Origin of the sequence: Pseudomonas kitaguniensis, assembly GCF_049199985.1 — a bacterium.
GTDB lineage: Bacteria > Pseudomonadota > Gammaproteobacteria > Pseudomonadales > Pseudomonadaceae > Aquipseudomonas > Aquipseudomonas kitaguniensis.
This window is the reverse complement of the sequence record NZ_JBLZPT010000012.1, coordinates 1-16806: the sequence shown is the minus strand read 5'-3', so window position 1 is coordinate 16806 and position 16806 is coordinate 1. Positions and strand designations below refer to the sequence as shown.

Annotated in this window: 18 protein-coding genes; 11 read left to right on the top strand and 7 right to left on the bottom strand. The window is 57.8% G+C overall.

Features of this window, described 5'->3' with window-relative positions; genetic code table 11:
* Window positions 1-181: 181 nt before the first annotated feature.
* The 4 genes from ACOZK9_RS16050 (at window position 182) to ACOZK9_RS16035 (ending at window position 3464) form a co-directional block, all read left to right on the top strand.
* Complete coding sequence (locus ACOZK9_RS16050; RefSeq protein WP_421556188.1) at window positions 182-1306, top strand: type VI immunity family protein; 1125 nt, start codon at window positions 182-184, stop codon at window positions 1304-1306.
* A gap of 76 nt (window positions 1307-1382) precedes the next feature.
* Window positions 1383-1616, top strand: coding sequence for a DUF2515 family protein (locus ACOZK9_RS27480; protein ID WP_478372201.1), 234 nt, complete (start codon window positions 1383-1385; stop codon window positions 1614-1616).
* Between the two features lie 101 nt (window positions 1617-1717).
* Window positions 1718-2494 (top strand): hypothetical protein, encoded by a 777-nt coding sequence (locus ACOZK9_RS16040; protein ID WP_421556187.1) that lies wholly within the window; start codon window positions 1718-1720, stop codon window positions 2492-2494.
* A 61-nt stretch (window positions 2495-2555) separates the two neighbouring features.
* Window positions 2556-3464 carry a hypothetical protein gene (locus tag ACOZK9_RS16035; RefSeq protein ID WP_421556186.1) on the top strand — a complete coding sequence of 303 codons (909 nt, stop codon included), beginning with the start codon at window positions 2556-2558 and terminating at the stop codon, window positions 3462-3464.
* A gap of 116 nt (window positions 3465-3580) precedes the next feature.
* On the opposite strand, the gene ACOZK9_RS16030 is transcribed toward ACOZK9_RS16035, so the two are convergent.
* From ACOZK9_RS16030 to ACOZK9_RS16020, 3 genes are read right to left on the bottom strand one after another with little or no spacing between them, the layout of a single operon-like run.
* The gene (locus ACOZK9_RS16030; RefSeq protein ID WP_058413580.1) at window positions 3581-4636 is read right to left on the bottom strand and encodes an alkene reductase; all 1056 of its coding nucleotides are present in this window, start codon (window positions 4634-4636) and stop codon (window positions 3581-3583) included.
* A gap of 31 nt (window positions 4637-4667) precedes the next feature.
* Window positions 4668-5834, bottom strand: a complete 1167-nt coding sequence (locus ACOZK9_RS16025; protein WP_421556185.1) for an MFS transporter — start codon at window positions 5832-5834, stop codon at window positions 4668-4670.
* 13 nt (window positions 5835-5847) lie between these two features.
* Window positions 5848-6174, bottom strand: coding sequence for an ArsR/SmtB family transcription factor (locus ACOZK9_RS16020; protein ID WP_058413578.1), 327 nt, complete (start codon window positions 6172-6174; stop codon window positions 5848-5850).
* Window positions 6175-6328: 154 nt separating this feature from the next.
* Between ACOZK9_RS16020 and ACOZK9_RS16015 the strand changes: the two genes are divergently transcribed.
* Window positions 6329-6913, top strand: a complete 585-nt coding sequence (locus ACOZK9_RS16015) for an acyl carrier protein phosphodiesterase (protein ID WP_421556184.1) — start codon at window positions 6329-6331, stop codon at window positions 6911-6913.
* Between the two features lie 124 nt (window positions 6914-7037).
* Here the strand turns inward: ACOZK9_RS16015 and ACOZK9_RS16010 are convergent, their stop codons facing one another.
* Window positions 7038-7829 (bottom strand): lysophospholipid acyltransferase family protein, encoded by a 792-nt coding sequence (locus ACOZK9_RS16010; protein WP_058413576.1) that lies wholly within the window; start codon window positions 7827-7829, stop codon window positions 7038-7040.
* Complete coding sequence (olsB, locus tag ACOZK9_RS16005; RefSeq protein ID WP_099239735.1) at window positions 7829-8584, bottom strand: L-ornithine N(alpha)-acyltransferase; 756 nt, start codon at window positions 8582-8584, stop codon at window positions 7829-7831. The genes ACOZK9_RS16010 and olsB overlap by 1 nt, the downstream gene beginning before the upstream one ends.
* Before the next feature lie 230 nt (window positions 8585-8814).
* Between olsB and ACOZK9_RS16000 the strand changes: the two genes are divergently transcribed.
* Together ACOZK9_RS16000 and ACOZK9_RS15995 are read left to right on the top strand one after the other, a co-directional pair.
* Window positions 8815-9897 carry a serine hydrolase domain-containing protein gene (locus ACOZK9_RS16000; protein ID WP_421556183.1) on the top strand — a complete coding sequence of 361 codons (1083 nt, stop codon included), beginning with the start codon at window positions 8815-8817 and terminating at the stop codon, window positions 9895-9897.
* Window positions 9894-10208, top strand: coding sequence for an amidase (locus tag ACOZK9_RS15995; protein ID WP_421556182.1), 315 nt, complete (start codon window positions 9894-9896; stop codon window positions 10206-10208). The genes ACOZK9_RS16000 and ACOZK9_RS15995 overlap by 4 nt, the downstream gene beginning before the upstream one ends.
* Window positions 10209-10389: 181 nt before the next feature.
* Here the strand turns inward: ACOZK9_RS15995 and ACOZK9_RS15990 are convergent, their stop codons facing one another.
* Together ACOZK9_RS15990 and ACOZK9_RS15985 are read right to left on the bottom strand one after the other, a co-directional pair.
* Window positions 10390-10683 (bottom strand): DUF3077 domain-containing protein, encoded by a 294-nt coding sequence (locus tag ACOZK9_RS15990; protein ID WP_058413572.1) that lies wholly within the window; start codon window positions 10681-10683, stop codon window positions 10390-10392.
* Window positions 10684-11136: 453 nt separating this feature from the next.
* Window positions 11137-11454, bottom strand: coding sequence for a hypothetical protein (locus ACOZK9_RS15985; protein WP_421556181.1), 318 nt, complete (start codon window positions 11452-11454; stop codon window positions 11137-11139).
* 319 nt (window positions 11455-11773) lie between these two features.
* On the opposite strand from ACOZK9_RS15985, the gene ACOZK9_RS15980 reads away from it, so the two are divergent.
* The 4 genes from ACOZK9_RS15980 (at window position 11774) to ACOZK9_RS15965 (ending at window position 16602) form a co-directional block, all read left to right on the top strand.
* Window positions 11774-12949: a M20 aminoacylase family protein gene (locus ACOZK9_RS15980; RefSeq protein ID WP_058413570.1), complete on the top strand. Its 1176-nt coding sequence runs from the start codon at window positions 11774-11776 to the stop codon at window positions 12947-12949.
* A gap of 59 nt (window positions 12950-13008) precedes the next feature.
* Entirely contained in the window at window positions 13009-14319 is a 1311-nt protein-coding gene (locus ACOZK9_RS15975) for a citrate-proton symporter (RefSeq protein WP_152751115.1), read from the top strand.
* Window positions 14316-15758: an amidase gene (locus tag ACOZK9_RS15970; RefSeq protein ID WP_152751114.1), complete on the top strand. Its 1443-nt coding sequence runs from the start codon at window positions 14316-14318 to the stop codon at window positions 15756-15758. The genes ACOZK9_RS15975 and ACOZK9_RS15970 overlap by 4 nt, the downstream gene beginning before the upstream one ends.
* A 64-nt stretch (window positions 15759-15822) precedes the next feature.
* Complete coding sequence (locus ACOZK9_RS15965; protein WP_421556180.1) at window positions 15823-16602, top strand: IclR family transcriptional regulator; 780 nt, start codon at window positions 15823-15825, stop codon at window positions 16600-16602.
* The last annotated feature ends 204 nt before the right edge of the window (window positions 16603-16806 follow it).

Sequence of the window (16806 nt, the reverse complement as noted above, 5' to 3'; positions counted from 1 at the left end):
CCTCAGTGGTGATAGCATTTGCGATTGGTGCAGCTGTCGTAGCCGCGGGTGTTCCGGCGACTGTGATGGTTGCTCTATTGGCTATTTTCCGGCTGGCTCAGCTTTCTTGGGCATTGTTAGCCAATATTCTGGGTGGCGCAGCTGTTACGACAGCAGTTGTAGCCCAATAGAAGAGACCACAATGAACGCATTAGAAAAATTGACTCATCAAGCCCCAGATCTGACTTTCGAGCTGCCAGATAATACACCCGTCATTAGGTTGGGTTTGATCGCGACTGTGTATTTTAGGGAAGGCTATTTACTTGAAAACAAGAAAAAAGTCATGGAGTGTTTCGAGCGTTTTAACGAGGAGTTTGGCCAGTATCTGAAGGGGCAGTTTGATGGTCGTTACAAAAAGCTTACAGGCGAAGGGTTCAAAAAAAAAATTCTGAAAATTCTTGGAGCTAATCCAAACGAACAGTATGAGTGGCGCATAAGTAGTGCGCAAACGGTGAAAGAGGCCGCAGAGTACAGCCTTTCGGCATTAAATTCTTTTGAAATTCATGGCGACAAGAAGCGCTCTTATCTGAAAATAACTTTGCCATGGTCTTTTTTGCAAGAACCTGACGGTGCTTCTCGCTATCAGAATTGGCTGATTTACCTGTGTAATCAAGTGAAAGCTGATCATGGTTATGGTGGCCTTTCCAGCGTTTTACCTTATGATTTTGATAGCTATATGCCAATGGAATTTGAGTTGGCTCAGCGGTTCGCCGGGCTCGAAGTGGACTCGATGGTGTTTAACCTTAAGCGAGAGCTGCTAAATCATATCAAGGGTGTGAACTGGTATACGGTGCTTGGAACGCAGTTTGTAGAGCGTCTTGGGGGCCAAGACCTGCTGCGCAAGGCTCTCAGCGGTCGTGGCGATATAGAGATAGTGAGTTACGACGATGGACTGATCATCCGTGCGGGTGACCTTCCTCAGTTGGGCGCAGTAAGCGAACCGCTTCCTCCTGCATATGTAGCGGTCAATCGGGTGGTGAAACCGTTGCGTATCCCCAATCCAGATCAACTGCATAGCTACTCGCCTTATGGAAACTGCTTCGAAGAGGAAAGTACTGCCCGCTGGTACGCTCGCTTCGACCAGGATGATATTCAGTCAAAGGCACCGGGACGGCTTGAAGCCGGTCAGCCATGCAGCGTGTCTGGGTATTGGTTCAGTCCTGCTCAATCCGACTCCCGACGTTATTTCAACAAGGGTGAAATTTTGCCGAGTTTCAGTGGCTCGGCTTGGGGCGCAACGCTTTGGTATTGGTCGGGTGAGAATTAGGATAGCAGCAGTTGCGGCAGATCCTCTCGAACGCCTGCGGCCAAGCCGGCGTTTTGTATCCGCTCTAAACGCGGCCATGAACCGCTACGCGGTCGTGAGCACAGCGCGCGCCGCTCGGATTGCGGCGGCCTATGCGAGTTTTTATCTGGAGCAGGGCGAGGACGGGAAGCCGGAGCTGAAGGGACGATTTTACTGGATGGGGCTGGCGGCATTTGCGAGTAAGCAGAGAAGTCATTTGTTAATTCAGAATGAAACCGATTATATAGGGCGCGAGATGCGCGCAATCTCTATATGGGCGAATGCGCGATGAAGTCACTCTGGTTCATAGTCATTTTTATTTTTTTAAATGGATGTAACGACCGCGAGTCGACTGTGACAGTCCATAACGCCAATGTGGAGTTAGCGCTGCACGTGTCTGCTCAAGAAACCATAGCCAATAGCGCGGAAAAATTTTCTAAAGAATGCATGAAAAACCTAGGTTTATGTTGGTATAGAATCGGAAGCTCAGCAAACGAAAAAGATCTTCCCAGTGTTACTATAAAGAGTGCAGACCGTACGCTTGGTTTTCAAAATGTGACCGGTGTGACGGTCGTGGTAGACGATCAGGTTGGGAAGGATATTGAAAATATTGATGTTACTTTAAGAGCGTTGCCGGACAATAGTACTCATGAGCAAAATAGAGACTTTATATATAAAATCATTGAAAATATTAAATCGTCTGGCTGGAAGCACTATTACTCTCCTGGTGATCCGCGTATTTCGGGCTCGAATTCCAGCAATATAGACTCTCCGCGCAAAGTGCTGGGGCATTACGTGTCAAGCCATCCTTGGTTTGATCCTGATTACGTAATCGATATGGATCGTTGGCGTGAAGTCAGTTCTTTTTATAGTTGGTATTTTTACAGTGAGGGTGATTATTTAACGTTGAAGGCGTGGCGTCGTAACTCCAATGATGATCCTGCTACGAGAGGCACCTATCTCATTACTATGGAGTTCAAGACCGAGAGGGAATTCTGGCTATCAGAGTTCAGCGGGAATAAAGACAGGGCTAACTGGAAAGAGTTGTTGCCTGCACGATTAAAAAAATATAAAGATTCACGCCGTGTCATTGAAGACGAGGCTCGCGCCAGCGGTATGGAAATTGATGAGAGCTATCAGGATCCACCCATTCACGCGTTAAGCAAATGAGTTTGGATGAAGGGTCGAACGGTGCAGGCGACTTAGATGCATTGGAAAAAGGAAATGAGGTATGGATGATGGCAATTTGGCCAAGCGACCGATGAAAGTATACTTAACCATTTTTTTATTTTTTCTTGTCGCTTGCGAAAAAAAGGAGCCACCTATGACTGGCAAAGATTCATTTATTGAAGTGGCTCTTCACGCACCTATAAAGGCAGTTTTGGACGGTAGTACTCAGCCTTTTTCACAGGAATGCATGAAGCATCTTAAACTCTGCTGGTATAAGTTTGAAAAGTCGGCAAATGATAAAAACCTTCCAGGCGTCACTATAAAAAACTCCGATAGCACTCTCGTTATCCCGAAAGTTACCAGTGTTACGATAGTTATCGACGATAGGGTTGGTGACAACATTGAAGGTGTCGATATCTCTTTAAGAGGTCTTCCAGATAACAGCACTCACCAGCAAAATATAGACTTTATTTATCAGCTAATCGAAAATTTACTCTCGTCGGGGTGGAAGCATTATTATTTTCTTGGTGATCCACGTATTTCGGGGGCTGAAGCGCGCAAGGTAGATGTTCCCGGGCGTGTGCTGGGGGAATATGTGTCAAGCCACCCTTGGCTTGACCCACACTACAAGCCCGACTTTAATCAGTGGATGAAGATAGGCGCATTTTATGATTGGTATTTTTACAATAATAACACTTATTTAAACTTGAAGGCGTGGCGGCATGATTCTAAGGATAATCCTGCTGAAACAGGCACATATCTAATTACTATGGGGTTTGCAACCGAACGGGAGTATTGGGTCTCCGGCTTTACAGAGGATAAAGACAAGGCGCATTGGAAAGAATTACTGCCAGGAGAGCTTGAAGTTTCGAAGAAAAGACGTTTGCGATTAGAAAAAAAAGCTCGCGCCGCAGGCATCGAAATTGACGAGACCTATCAAGATCCACCGATTAACGCTTTGCGCAAATAAGTTTCGTTGAGCGCCTTCACTAAAATCAACCCCAAAAAAAATGCCCGCATCTCTCGACACGGACATCTTTCACTTAGGCCAGTAAATTACCTCTACCGCCCCCTCATCACTACAAATCAGAGCGCCAGCGTTGGGTAGTCGATATAACCAACCGGCCCCTTGGCATAGAACGTTTCCGGGTGCGCTTCGTTCAACGGTGCATCAGCCTTCAAACGTGCAGGCAAATCCGGGTTGGCGATAAACGGAACACCAAAGGCCACGGCGTCAGCCTTGCCGGCAGCGAGCCAGGCGTTGGCGCTGTCTTTGGTGAAGCGTTCGTTGGCGATGTACGGGCCGCCGAAGGCTTTTTTCAGTTGTGGGCCGAGGCTGTCGCCGGCTTCTTTCTCACGCGAGCAGATGAACGCGATGCCACGTTTGCCCAGTTCGCTGGCGACGTAGGTGAAGGTTTCCGCCGGGTTGGCGTCGCCCATGTCGTGTGCATCGGCGCGCGGTGCCAGGTGCACACCGACGCGGCCGGCGCCCCAGACTTCGATGGCGGCGTCGGTGACTTCCAGCAGCAAGCGTGCACGGTTTTCCAGGGAGCCGCCGTACTGGTCGGTGCGCTGGTTGGTGCTGGTTTGCAGGAACTGGTCGAGCAGGTAGCCGTTGGCGCCGTGGATTTCCACGCCGTCGAAGCCTGCGGCCTTGGCGTTTTCAGCGCCTACGCGGTAAGCGTCGACGATGTCGGCTATTTCAGCGGTTTCCAGGGCGCGCGGGGTAGGGTAGTCGGCCAGTGGGCGAACCAGGCTGACGTGGCCGTCGGCTTTGATCGCGCTCGGTGCTACCGGGGTTTCGCCGTCGAGGTAGGACTCGTGGGAGATGCGGCCGACGTGCCACAGTTGCAGGAAGATTTTGCCGCCTGCGCCGTGAACGGCCTTGGTTACGTTTGCCCAACCGCGTACCTGGTCGTTGGACCAGATGCCTGGGGTGTCCGGGTAGCCGACGCCCAGTGGGGTTACGGACGTGGCTTCGCTGAGGATCAGGCCAGCGGACGCGCGTTGTACGTAGTACTCGGCCATCATCGCATTAGGCACGCGACCGGCATCGGCGCGGCAGCGGGTCAGCGGCGCCATGATGATGCGGTTCGACAGTTCGAGGTCGCCCAGTTTGATCGGATCGAAAATAGTCGTCATGGGATAACACCCTTCTCTTTAAGTGGATTGATCAGTTGGTCGCAGGGGCCAGGTCGGCATCGCCGCTCTGACGGAAAGTAATCAGGGTCACCAGCAGGGCGAGGACAGCCAGGCCCGCGGCTGCCAGTGGCACGCTGGTCAGGCCGAAACCGTGGGCGATCACGCTGCCGCCAACCCACGCGCCGAGGGCGTTGCCGATGTTGAAGGCGCCGATGTTCAGGGTCGACACCAGGTTTGGCGCCGCTTTGCCGAAGGTCACCACGTTGATTTGCAGCGCCGGTACGGCGGCGAACGAGGCGGTGGCCCACAGGAACAGGGTGATTTCTGTGGGGATCAGCGCAACGCTGGTCCAGGTCAGTGCGGTGGAGATCACCGCCATGCTGATAAACACGCCGATCAAAGTGGCCGCCAGGCGCTTGTCCGCCAGCTTGCCGCCGATGATGTTGCCCACGGTGAGGCCGAGGCCGATCAGCAGCAGGGTCCAGGTCACGCCTGTGGGCGATACGCCGGTGACATCGCCCAGCAACGGCGCGACGTAGGTAAACAGGGTGAACATCGAGGCGGCGAACAATGCGGTCATGCTCAGCGATAACCAGATGCCGGCGCCTTTGAGGGCGGCCAGTTCGGCGCGCATGTCGAGTTTTTCTTCGTCACGTTTGGCCGGCAGAAAGCGGATCAGGCCGATCAGCGCCACAATGCCAATCACGGTGACTGCCCAGAACGTCGAGCGCCAACCGGCTTCCTGGCCCAAGGCCGTGCCCAGTGGCACGCCGAGCACATTGGCCAGGGTCAAGCCGGTGAACATCAAGGCCACCGCCGACGCGCGTTTGTTGGCGGGCACCAGGTTGGCGGCAACCACCGAACCGATACCGAAGAACGCGCCGTGGCACAGCGCGGTGACCACGCGCGCAAACATCAGCACGTTGTAGTCGCTGGCCAGTGCACAGAGCAGGTTGCCGACAATAAAGATGCCCATCAACGCCACCAGTGCGGCCTTGCGTGGCAGCTTGGCGGTGGCCAGTGCCATGAACGGCGCGCCGATGGCCACGCCCAAGGCGTAGCCGGTGACCAGCCAGCCGGCGCCGGGAATCGACACGCCCAAGTCCGCCGCCACATCGGGCAGCAAGCCCATGATGACGAACTCGGTGGTGCCGATGGCGAAGGCGCTCAGGGCCAGTATGAGTAGCGAGAGGGGCATTTGCGTTTCCTTGTTACAGCGGTGTGCTGGTTTGGGCGCTAAGTTCAGCGATGAACGCTGCGAGGAAGGCTTGGATCACCTCCTCATTGCGCTTGAAAAAGTGCCACTGCCCGGTTTTCTGGCTGCTGATCAAGCCCGCGCGTTGCAAGGTCGCCAGATGGGCCGACACGGTCGACTGCGACAAGCCGCAGCGCTGGTCGATTTGCCCGGCGCAGATGCCGTATTCGTGGTTGTGCAGTTGCTCGGGGAACTGCACTTTCGGGTCTTTCAGCCAGTTGAGAATGTCTCGCCGTACTGGGTGCGCCAGGGCTTTTATTATTTCGTCGAGGTCAATGGACATGGCGGTTGCTCGGTGTCGTAAAGCGTTATATCGCGATGAGGCGAACTTTAAATCGGTGTATCCCGATATACCAATATGATTTTGCTCTTAGGCCCGTCTAAATCGGTATATCGGGTTATAACGATACGTTGGCGGCAGTGATAGACTGCGCGCCATGAATTATCTCGCACATCTGCATCTCGGCGGCCAACTCCCTGCCCAACTGCTCGGCAGCCTGTATGGCGACTTCGTCAAAGGTCGCTTGCAGGGCCAGTTCAGCCCGCAAATCGAGTCGGCGATTCAGTTGCATCGCTCAATCGACCGTTTCACCGACAGCCACCCGCTGGTGGGGCAGGCGTTGTCACGTTTCAGCCTCACCCGCAGGCGCTATGCCGGGATTGTGCTCGATGTGTTTTTCGACCACTGCCTGGCGCGCGATTGGGCGATGTATGCCGACCAGCCTTTGGAGCGCTTTACCGCGCAGGTATACCGCGTGCTGGCGGCCGAACCCGAGTTGCCGGGGCGCTTGGCGCACATTGCACCGTTTATGGCGGCGGATGACTGGTTGGGTTCTTACGCTGAGTTTGCGGTGATGGCGCCGGTGTTGCGCGGCATCTCGCGACGGCTGACACAGCCTGAGGCGTTGGGCTATGCCATGCAGGAATTGCAAGCGTTGTATGAGCCGCTGAGTGAGGACTTCCGGGTGTTCTATCCCGAGTTGCAGAAATTTGTACAGTCCCAACTGACGACTGAGATATAAATGTGGGAGGGGGCTTGCGCCCGATGGCGCTGTGTCAGTCAGCTCATCTGTAACTGATACACCGCCATCGGGAGCAAGCCCCCTCCCACATTCCACATTTGAACTGCGTTTACTTCACACCCAGCTAAGCGGCGTACGCGGGCCGTGCACCCGCTTGCTCGGTCTCCGGCAGCGGCCCAAACAGCGCCTTTTGCACCGCCTGTTGGGCCTGATACGCCAGCGCTGCGCGTTCCTGCCCGGCGCAGGCAATTGGCTTGAGCACATGAATTTCCACATCGCCCTGGTCGTGGCCGAACAGCCGCATCAGGTGCGAGAGCAAATCGTCATCGCCAATGAACGGTGCCAGCGGGTCGACCTGGCCGTCGCGCAAATAACGAATCGCCACCGGTTGCAGCGACACATCGGCATCAATCGCGCTGGCCAGCAAACGCCCGTGAAAAGTGCGCAGGCTGCGCCCGTCGGTGGTGGTGCCTTCGGGGAACATCAGCAGCGGGTGCTGTTGCTCCAGGTGACGGGTCATCTGCTTGCGGATCAATTGGCTGTCGCCCGAACCACGGCGGATAAACAGGCTACCGGCCTTGGCCGCCAGCCAGCCAGCCACCGGCCAGGTGCGCACTTCGGCCTTGGACAGAAACGACAGCGGCGCGACGGCGCCGAGCAGGGGAATGTCGGTCCAGGACACGTGATTGCTGACCCACAGCATCGGCGTTTGCGGCAACTCACCGTGCACCGTCACGCGAAAGGGCAGGGCATTGGTCAGCCGCGCCATGAAAAACCGCGACCAACGCTGGCGCCGCACCATCGAGTTGGCCACGCCCATACGCTCGAACAGCCCAAACACACTGGCCATGCTCAACCCCAGCGCCACCACCAGCAGCACGCGGGCAATGCGCCCGTACACGCGCAAGCGGTCCATTACATGGCCGCCTTGAAGTGGCGAGCGTAACGCGGGCACAGCTCGTCGCGCTTGAGCAGGATGAACACGTCGGCTACCTGAAAATCCTCATCCCAGCACGGTTCGCCGCAAATCTTCGCGCCCAGGCGCATGTACGCCTTGAGCAGCGGCGGCATTTCGGCGATCACGTTGGACGGCAGGTCCAGCGCCGGCAGCGGTTTTTTCGGTTCGGCGCGCAGGTGTTCGTTGCACAGGTAGCGTTCGCGCAGGCGCTGCATGATCGCGTGGGCCTGGATGCCGCCGTCGTGCATCGGGATGCTCGCGCAACCCATCAGGTAGCTGTAGCCGCCTTGATTGAGCACTTCGGCCAACTCGCCCCATAACACCGCGATGGTGCCACCGTTGCGGTAGGCCGGGTCGACGCAGGTGCGGCCGATTTCGAGGATTGGGCCTTGCAGATGCAGCAGGCCGTGCAGGCTGAATTCTTCTTCGCTGTAGAACCGGCCCAAGGTGCTGGCCGCTTGGTGGTCGAGCAAACGGGTGGTGGCGACCAATCGACCGCTGTTCAAATCCCGCACGCCGATGTGGCTGCAGTGAACATCATAGTCATCCATGTCCAGACCCCGTTCCGCGCCTTTCAGCTTGGCGTTGAGTTCGCCGCTGAACACGTTGAACCGCAGGGCCTGGGCTTCCTGCAAAGCGTCTGCGCCAATCAGGCGTTCGGCTTGCAGACGGCGTTCATTGCCGGTGTTGCTGATGCGGGCGATCTGAGTCATGGCGAATCTCCGAGTGCCAGCCACGTTTCGGCCGGTCGACTTGTTTGTCCAAACTCAGGCTATGTAGGCTCGGTGTCAGCTCCATGAAGCTCCGGTGACGCTTAGATGACAGGGGGATGGGAAGCGTCTGCCCGTTGTAAGAAGATCAAAATGTGCGAGCAGGCTTGTAGCAAAAGCTTCACTTACCTCGGTTAGGCTCGCTTTCTTGAATACCGCTTGAGTTTGCGTCCATGGTCAAAGGCCTGTTGTTCGCCGCGCTGTTGTCAGTCACCGTCACCGCCCATGCCGAAACCTGGCCTGACAAGGAGTGGGTCAGCGCCAAACCGCTCGAAGGCCCAGCTGTCGAAGCCCTCAACAGCTACGCCTTCGCGCCGCGCGACGACGCTACCCGTAAAGGCGTGCGCACCGATGCGCTGGTGGTGATCCGCGATGGCCAAATCATCTACGAACACTACGCCGCGCCCACCACCGCCAGCACCCCGCACCTGACCTGGTCGGTCAGCAAAAGCCTGATGGCCACCGTGCTCGGCGTGGCCTATGGCGAAAACCGTTTCAAACTCACCGACCCGGCTGCACGCTTCTACCCGCCGATGAAGCAGCACCCCAACGTCACCATGGCCGACCTGCTGCACTGGGCCTCGGGTCTGGATTGGCAGGAAGACTACGAATACGCCCCGCTGAATTCCTCGGTGGTGGCGATGCTCTACACCCGTGGCCGCGCGAACATGGCCGAGTTCGCCGCCCACACCGGTACTGCCGCCGAGCCTGGGCAAGCCTTCCGTTATTCCAGCGGCGACAGCAATATCGTGTCCGCCACTCTCAAAGGCATACTCGGCCACCAGGCCTACCTGAGCTACCCGTGGGATGCGCTGTTCACGCCGCTGGGCATTCGCAACGCCACCTGGGAAACCGACGCCGATGAAACCTTCGTCGCCTCGTCCTACGCCTACCTCACCGCCCGCGATTTAGCGCGCGTAGGGCTGCTGATGGCGCGCGACGGTCGGTGGGGGGACAAGCAATTGCTGCCCAAAGAATGGGTCGACTTCAATCGCCAGCCGTTCGCCAACTACAAAGCCGGCCAGGACGAAGCCGTACCCGGTGGCCAATGGTGGCTGAACCGCGAAGTGCAAGGCGCCGCCCGCCCGTGGCCAGACGCCCCCGCCGACACCTTCGCCGCCTTGGGCCACTGGGGCCAGGCGCTGTTTGTGATGCCGGATGAACACTTGGTGATTGTGCGTTACGGCGATGACCGCGACGGCAGCTACCAGCACAACGAACTGCTCAAACGCGTACTCGCAGCGGTGCAACCATGATCCGTCGTCGACCGTTTACCAGCGTGTTTCTCCTGCTCTTGCTCGCGTTGCTGGGCTGGGTCTGGTACGAGCGCGTCAACCTGCAAGCCTTCCCCGACATCATCGCGGCCTACACCGCCAAGGAATATTGCTCGTGCCGGTACGTCGAGAACAATCCTGCCGAGTATTGCCTGGGGTATGTGAAGCAGTACGTGCCGACCAGTGCGTTTATCGATAAACCGCAGATCAGTGAAGTCACCGCAAGCGGGTTGGGGCGCACGCATACGGCGCGGTGGCTAGGTAATCGCCAAGGCTGCCGCCTGAATCCCTGACACGCGTTATATCCCCTATGGGAGCTGGCTTGCCTGCGATGGCGGCGGCACAGGCGACAGTGATGTTGACTGACCTGCCGCTATCGCAGGCAAGCCAGCTCCCACATTGGATTTGCATTAATCATTGGAAATGAGAGAAGTCCAAGCCGGCGCCCGATGCACTGCACCGGGCGCGAACGACTTACTGCGAGGTTGGGCTGCCAGGCTGCAATGCCAGCAGCAGGTCATCGATGATAGCTTTACCCATCTCACCCAGGTAATGCGAGGCGAATGCAAACTTCTCCGCCTTGGGGTCCATGGCAGCTTCAAGCGCGAGCATTTTTGCGTAATAAAGTACGTGCGAGGCGTGTTCAAGGGCTTCCACAAGCGGAACCCCCGCGTTGACGCGGAACACTTTCAAATGGCTTTTGTTCTCTCCGCAGTCTGCGAAGGTCACGGCGCCGATGGTTTCGGCTGAGGGTATTTCGTACGGCATGAGCTTGCTCCTCTGGTACAACCAATAAGAGCTTCTTTTCTCGGGATTCCACGCCCGGTCGCTGATGAGCAGCGACAGGGGGAGATTAACGTGATGGTCTCCGGGCTGCAACCCGCGGAGTGAGTAGGATCTTTCCGGCTGAAACGAGGGCTTTTCGATGCAGGTCTTCGTCACCCTGCTCGAAACAAGAAACGTTGATGCAGTTTGGCCAACGTCGAGTGGGGAGCTGCAAAAAAGCGTTTTGGAAAATTTTTCCAAAAAATGGGAGAGAAGCAACGCCCTGACAGAGCGACGATTTATTAAATGTCCCCGCTCGCATGAACATTATTAATGAAATCGCCGCTTTGTTTCTGTGCCTGGCGTTTCGTAAGGAAGTTTAAAAGCTCACTGTCGAATATGTAATTGTATTTGGTGGGGGGAGAACTCTATTTTTATTTTTGATGGATTTTAATTCTATTGTAATTTTTTAACATGCTTATTTATAAAGTCTTTTTCGCGCTCTATTTCCTCTGGGGACAGACTTTTTTGCACGATCTCTTGGCAGTATGCATCGAGCTTTTTAGCCTGATCCCTGGTTAATTGAGGCCCGAGTTTGTTTTTGCACATAATGTAATGTGAGTTTTCTATGTTTTCTTCTGTTTGCTCGAACGCTGCCGCGTGAGCAGGGTGGGAAGTTCCAGCGCTGACTATTAATAAAAATACTGCGATGAGGAACAATGGGAGTCGTGCTGCCAGGCTGACACCAAATGATGTAGCTGTTTTTACGTTCATAAAGTAAGTTTCCTGCAGAGGTTAATTACGCAGCTTTAATTTTAGATGTTGCACTTGCATACTTGGGGGCGGGGGGATAAATGTAACCTGTTAAAAATGACAGTTTTTTAGTCCTGTTTGCTTTAGACCTTAAAACTAAAAGTTATAATTTTCCGACATAACATTTTTTCAGAGGGGCAATGTCGTTAGTCAGGGTTAACGGTTGCCCTCAGGTTCCACCCAGTGGAACCACCTTTGATTGTCCTCCTGCCCACATCGCGGTTAGCTGGCGGTGTGTCGCAAACAAGAACGGGAACACCCGCCTGTGAGGAGAATCACCATGCGCCCACACCAGCACATACTGGATTGGCTCAGCGACGTCGACAGCGACTTGCGTGCCGTGCGTCAAGACATTCACGCCCACCCCGAACTCGGCTTTGAAGAGAACCGCACGTCAGCGCTTGTCGCCAAAGCCCTGAAGGGCTGGGGTTACGCGGTGCACACCGGCATCGGCAAAACCGGCGTGGTCGGCGTGCTGCGCAATGGCAGCAGCGCGCGCACCCTCGGCATCCGCGCCGACATGGACGCCCTGCCCATCATCGAAAACACCGGCGCGGCCTACACCAGTCAGCACGCCGGCTGCATGCACGCTTGCGGGCATGACGGCCACACCAGCATGCTGCTCGGTGCTGCGCGCTACCTGGCGGCGACGCGGCAATTCGACGGTACGTTGAACCTGATTTTCCAGCCCGCCGAAGAAGGCCAGGGGGGGGCCGAGGCCATGCTGGCTGACGGTTTGCTGGAGCGTTTTCCGTGTGATGGGCTGTTTGGCATGCACAATATGCCGGGCTTGCCGGCGGGGCATCTGGGCTTGAGAGCCGGGCCGATGATGGCGTCGCAGGACTTGCTCACGGTGACCCTTGAAGGCGTCGGCGGCCACGGCTCCATGCCGCATTTAGCGGTGGACCCGCTGGTCGCAGCCGCGAGCATGGTCATGGCCTTGCAGACGGTGGTGGCGCGCAACATCGACACTCAGGAAGCCGCCGTGGTCACGGTCGGCGCCCTGCAAGCAGGGCTAGCGGCCAACGTGATTCCCCAGCAAGCCCTGTTGCGCCTGAGCCTGCGTGCGCTCAACCCCACGGTGCGCGAGCAAATGCTGGAACGGGTCAACGCAATCATCCAAACCCAGGCTGCCAGCTTTGGCTGCACGGTACAGGTCGAACATCGCCCAGCCTACCCGGTGCTGGTCAATCATCCCGAAGAAACCGAGTTCGCGCGCCAGGTCGGCGTCGCCTTGCTTGGCGCCGATGCAGTGGACGGCAACACCCGCACGCTGATGGGCAGCGAAGATTTTGCCTGGATGCTGCAACGCTGCCCCGGCAGTTACCTGTTTATCGGCAATGGCCTCTCGCGGCCGATGGTGCACAACCCCGCCTATGACTTTAACGACGACATCCTGCTGACCGGCGCCGCCTATTGGGGCGCGCTGGCCGAGAGCTGGCTCAAGCCTGCCTGACGACCTTGCTTTTTCTGCCGCTGAACCCTTGCCCTTATCGGTTGAATGGAGTGTTCCTCATGCAGCGTTCAAAACCCGGCGCCTCGCGCACCCGGCAGGTGGTGGCGGCCGTGATCGGCAATGCGCTGGAATGGTATGACTTCATCGTTTACGGCTTTTTGGCCAGCATCATCGCCCGGCAGTTTTTCCCGTCGGAGGATGAACACGCCTCGCTGTTGATGGCCTTGGCCACCTTTGGCGTGGGCTTTTTCATGCGGCCGGTGGGCGGCATTCTGTTGGGGATTTACGCTGACCGCAAAGGCCGCAAGGCGGCGATGCAGTTGATTATCCGGCTGATGACCGTGTCCATCGCACTGATCGCCTTCGCGCCCAATTACGCCGCCATCGGCATGGGCGCACCATTGCTGATCGTGGTGGCGCGCATGCTTCAGGGCTTTGCCACCGGTGGCGAATACGCGAGCGCCACGGCGTTCCTGGTGGAAAGCGCGCCGGCCCATCGCAAGGGCTTGTATGGTTCGTGGCAGTTGGTGGGGCAGTGCCTGGCGGTGTTTGGCGGCGCGGCAATGGTGGCGCTGGTGACGCATTTTTTATCGCCGCAAACCGTGGATTTGTGGGGCTGGCGCGTGCCGTTTGTGCTGGGCCTGCTGATTGGCCCGGTGGGGCTGTGGATGCGCCGGCACATGGAAGACCCGCAGGAATTTATCGACGCACGCAAGCAGGCCACCGGCCCGGCGCCGAGCCTGATGAGGGTGATACGCGAGCATCGGCGCAGCATCTTGGTGTCGATGGGCCTGGCCTGCGGCGCGACGGTGTCGTTCTACGTGGTGCTGGTGAACATGCCGACCTTTGCCCACAAGAGCCTCGGCTTGCCGCTGAAGCAAGTACTGATGGTGCAGATGTTTGCGGTGGCGCTGATGACGGTGGTGATTCCGCTGTCCGGCCTGCTGTCGGACCGGCTGGGGCGGCGGCCGGTATTGATGGCCTTCACCCTGGCGTTTTTTGTGATGGTCTACCCGTTGTACGTGTGGGTGGCCGTGGCGCCGTCCATCGAACGCTTGCTGGTGATGCAAGTGATGCTGTGCACGGCCATCGGCGGTTTTTTCGGCCCGGCGCCGACGGCATTGGCTGAACAGTTTCCTATCGAGGTGCGCTCGACCGGCATTTCGGTCGCCTATAACGTAGCGGTGATGGTGTTCGGCGGCTTTGCGCCATTGATCGTGACCTGGTTGACCCAAGTGCTTGGTACGCCGGTGGCGCCGGCGTTTTACGTAGTGTTCGCTTGCGTGCTGACGCTGCTCGGCACTTACTGCATGCATGAGGCACCGCGGGCGAAGAAACCGCTGCCGTTTTCAAGTGAGGTGAAGCCTTGAGCATTGTTGATTGGGATGCCACGCAGCTGTCGCGAGCGATCCATGCGCGGCAGGTGTCGTGTGAAGAAGTGATGCAGGCGTACCTGGCGCAGATCCAGCGGTTTAACCCACGCGTGAATGCGCTGGTGTCGCTGCGCGATGCCGATGACGTAATGGCTGAGGCTCGCGCGTGTGACCGCGAATTGGCCCAAGGCCTATCGCGCGGTTGGATGCATGGCATGCCCCAGGCAATCAAGGACCTGGCGGCCACCAAGGGCCTGCGCACCACCTTGGGCTCGCCGTTGTTTGCCGAGCACGTACCCACCGAAGATGCCATCAGCGTGGCGCGCGTACGGGCCAGCGGCGCGATCATCATCGGCAAGAGCAACGTGCCGGAGTTCGGCCTCGGCTCGCAGACCTACAACAGCCTGTTCGGCACCACCGGCAACGCGTATGACCCACGCCTGGCCGCCGGCGGCAGCAGTGGCGGGGCGGCAGTAGCGCTGGCGCTGCGCATGCTGCCGGTGGCCGATGGCAGCGACATGATGGGTTCGCTGCGCAACCCGGCGGCCTTCAATAATGTGTTCGGCCTGCGCCCGTCACACGGCCGCGTGCCCCATGGGCCGATGCCGGAACTGTTCGTGCAGCAACTGGGCACCGAAGGCCCGATGGGCCGCAGTGTCACGGATGTGGCGCGGTTGTTGAGCATTCAGGCGGGTTACGACCCACGCGTGCCGCTGTCCTCCAGGGGTGATCCGACGGTCTTTGGGCAACCCTTGCAGCGCGACTTCAAGGGCGCGCGCCTCGGCTGGCTGGGGGATTACAACGGCTACCTGGCGATGGACGAAGGCGTGCTGAGCCTGTGCGAATCCGCCCTTGATGATTTCGCCGCGCTGGGCTGCGAATTGGAAAGCTGCCAGCCCGAGTTTTGCATGGCGCGCCTATGGCGCAGTTGGCTGGTGCACCGCCATTGGCTGGTACACGGCAACCTCGGCGCGGCCTACGCCAACCCGCAAAAGCGCGCGTTGCTCAAACCCGAAGCGCAATGGGAAGTGGAGGGCGGCCTGGGCTTGAGTGCGCAGCAGGTGTATCAGGCCTCGGTGGATCGCAGCGAGTGGTACCGCGCGGTGGCCAAGCTGTTCGACCGTTACGACTTCCTGTTGCTGCCCACCGCCCAAGTGTTCCCTTTCGATGCAGAACACGCGTGGCCACGCCTCGTGGGTGGGCGCGAAATGGACACTTATCACCGCTGGATGGAAGTGGTGATCGGCCCGACGCTGGCAGGTTTGCCGAGCATCAGCATCCCGGTGGGTTTCAACCCACAGGGCCTGCCCATGGGCGTGCAGATCATCGGCCCGGCGCAGGCCGACCGGGCGGTGCTGCAATTGGCTTACGCGCATGAACAGTTGACGCAATGGGTGCAACGCCGGCCGCCGGCGTGCCTTGAATCGGCCGGTTAGCGCGCGACCGGGCGTGTATCTTGCTGCGAACAATGATCATCCCCCGGCAACAAGGAGATCGAACATGGGCAGCAACGCCGAGACAGGAACTGTACGCTCGGTTGAGCGCGCACTGGCAATCGTCGAGTTGCTCGGTGAGCACCAGGCACTTGGGTTGGAGGAGCTGCATTATTTGACGTGCCTGCCCAAGGCCACTGTGTCGCGGATGTTGCTGACCCTGCACGATCAGGGCTGGGTCTATCGCGGCCTGAGTGATCGCCGCTATCGGCTGCGTGCCCAACGTTTGTTCGGCGACACTCAGCAGCGCGGCAAGCGCCAGGTCGTGGAAAGCGCTGCCCCTTGGCTGCTTGAACTCAGCGAGCGCACGGGGTTGGTGGTGGATTTATCCTGCTTCGACGGTGAGCACCTGGAAGTCATGGAAAGCGCGATCCCCAGGGTGCAGCGCAAGTTGTACCCCAATAACTGCCAGATCGTCGGCCAGCATGCCAGCCTGTTTCACTCGGCGATGGGCAAGGCGTGCCTCACGTATTTACCGGCGCACGAGGTGCAACGCCTGGCGCACCGCGATCTGGTGGCGGCAGACGAGCAGTACCATACCTGCGCGCAAACCCAACATCGAGGCTTCGGCCAACGCACTGAGGGCTATTGGGAATACCCAATGCGCCTGCCGTTCCTGATTCGCGCCGTGGCGTTGCCGATACGCGTTCGGGGGCACCTGGTCGGCAGCATGGCGTTGCACTGGCCGATGCATCAGGCACCGGTGGAGCGGGTGTTGAACTTGCACATGGTCAGCCTGGAAGAAACGGTGTGCGAAGTGCAGCGGTCGTTGGCGTGCCTGCAATAACAGCGCAACAGTAACCAAAACGCTCTCGCCCCACTCGGTGCCAAAATCACGATCAAAATCACAAGCCGAACTCGGTCAAACTGTGGGAGATTCTATGGTTTTGGGGAAGCCTCCAAAACCGCTTTCGACTGGTATTCGCTCAGGTTTTTCATGAGAGAAAACGCGATGCGAGCCAGCTTGCGGGCGATGATGACCAGGGCCTGA

Bases quoted from the DNA above. Each gene is read 5' to 3' on its own strand.
- ACOZK9_RS15985 (WP_421556181.1), bottom strand. From the start codon at position 11,454: ATGAACGTAAAAACAGCTACATCATTTGGTGTCAGCCTGGCAGCACGA.
- ACOZK9_RS16035 (WP_421556186.1), top strand. From the start codon at position 2,556: ATGGATGATGGCAATTTGGCCAAGCGACCGATGAAAGTATACTTAACC.
- ACOZK9_RS15965 (WP_421556180.1), top strand. From the start codon at position 15,823: ATGGGCAGCAACGCCGAGACAGGAACTGTACGCTCGGTTGAGCGCGCA.
- ACOZK9_RS16050 (WP_421556188.1), top strand. From the start codon at position 182: ATGAACGCATTAGAAAAATTGACTCATCAAGCCCCAGATCTGACTTTC.
- ACOZK9_RS15995 (WP_421556182.1), top strand. From the start codon at position 9,894: ATGATCCGTCGTCGACCGTTTACCAGCGTGTTTCTCCTGCTCTTGCTC.
- ACOZK9_RS15975 (WP_152751115.1), top strand. From the start codon at position 13,009: ATGCAGCGTTCAAAACCCGGCGCCTCGCGCACCCGGCAGGTGGTGGCG.
- ACOZK9_RS16000 (WP_421556183.1), top strand. From the start codon at position 8,815: ATGGTCAAAGGCCTGTTGTTCGCCGCGCTGTTGTCAGTCACCGTCACC.
- ACOZK9_RS15980 (WP_058413570.1), top strand. From the start codon at position 11,774: ATGCGCCCACACCAGCACATACTGGATTGGCTCAGCGACGTCGACAGC.
- ACOZK9_RS15990 (WP_058413572.1), bottom strand. From the start codon at position 10,683: ATGCCGTACGAAATACCCTCAGCCGAAACCATCGGCGCCGTGACCTTC.
- ACOZK9_RS16030 (WP_058413580.1), bottom strand. From the start codon at position 4,636: ATGACGACTATTTTCGATCCGATCAAACTGGGCGACCTCGAACTGTCG.
- ACOZK9_RS16025 (WP_421556185.1), bottom strand. From the start codon at position 5,834: ATGCCCCTCTCGCTACTCATACTGGCCCTGAGCGCCTTCGCCATCGGC.
- olsB (WP_099239735.1), bottom strand. From the start codon at position 8,584: ATGACTCAGATCGCCCGCATCAGCAACACCGGCAATGAACGCCGTCTG.
- ACOZK9_RS16010 (WP_058413576.1), bottom strand. From the start codon at position 7,829: ATGGACCGCTTGCGCGTGTACGGGCGCATTGCCCGCGTGCTGCTGGTG.
- ACOZK9_RS16015 (WP_421556184.1), top strand. From the start codon at position 6,329: ATGAATTATCTCGCACATCTGCATCTCGGCGGCCAACTCCCTGCCCAA.
- ACOZK9_RS16020 (WP_058413578.1), bottom strand. From the start codon at position 6,174: ATGTCCATTGACCTCGACGAAATAATAAAAGCCCTGGCGCACCCAGTA.
- ACOZK9_RS27480 (WP_478372201.1), top strand. From the start codon at position 1,383: ATGAACCGCTACGCGGTCGTGAGCACAGCGCGCGCCGCTCGGATTGCG.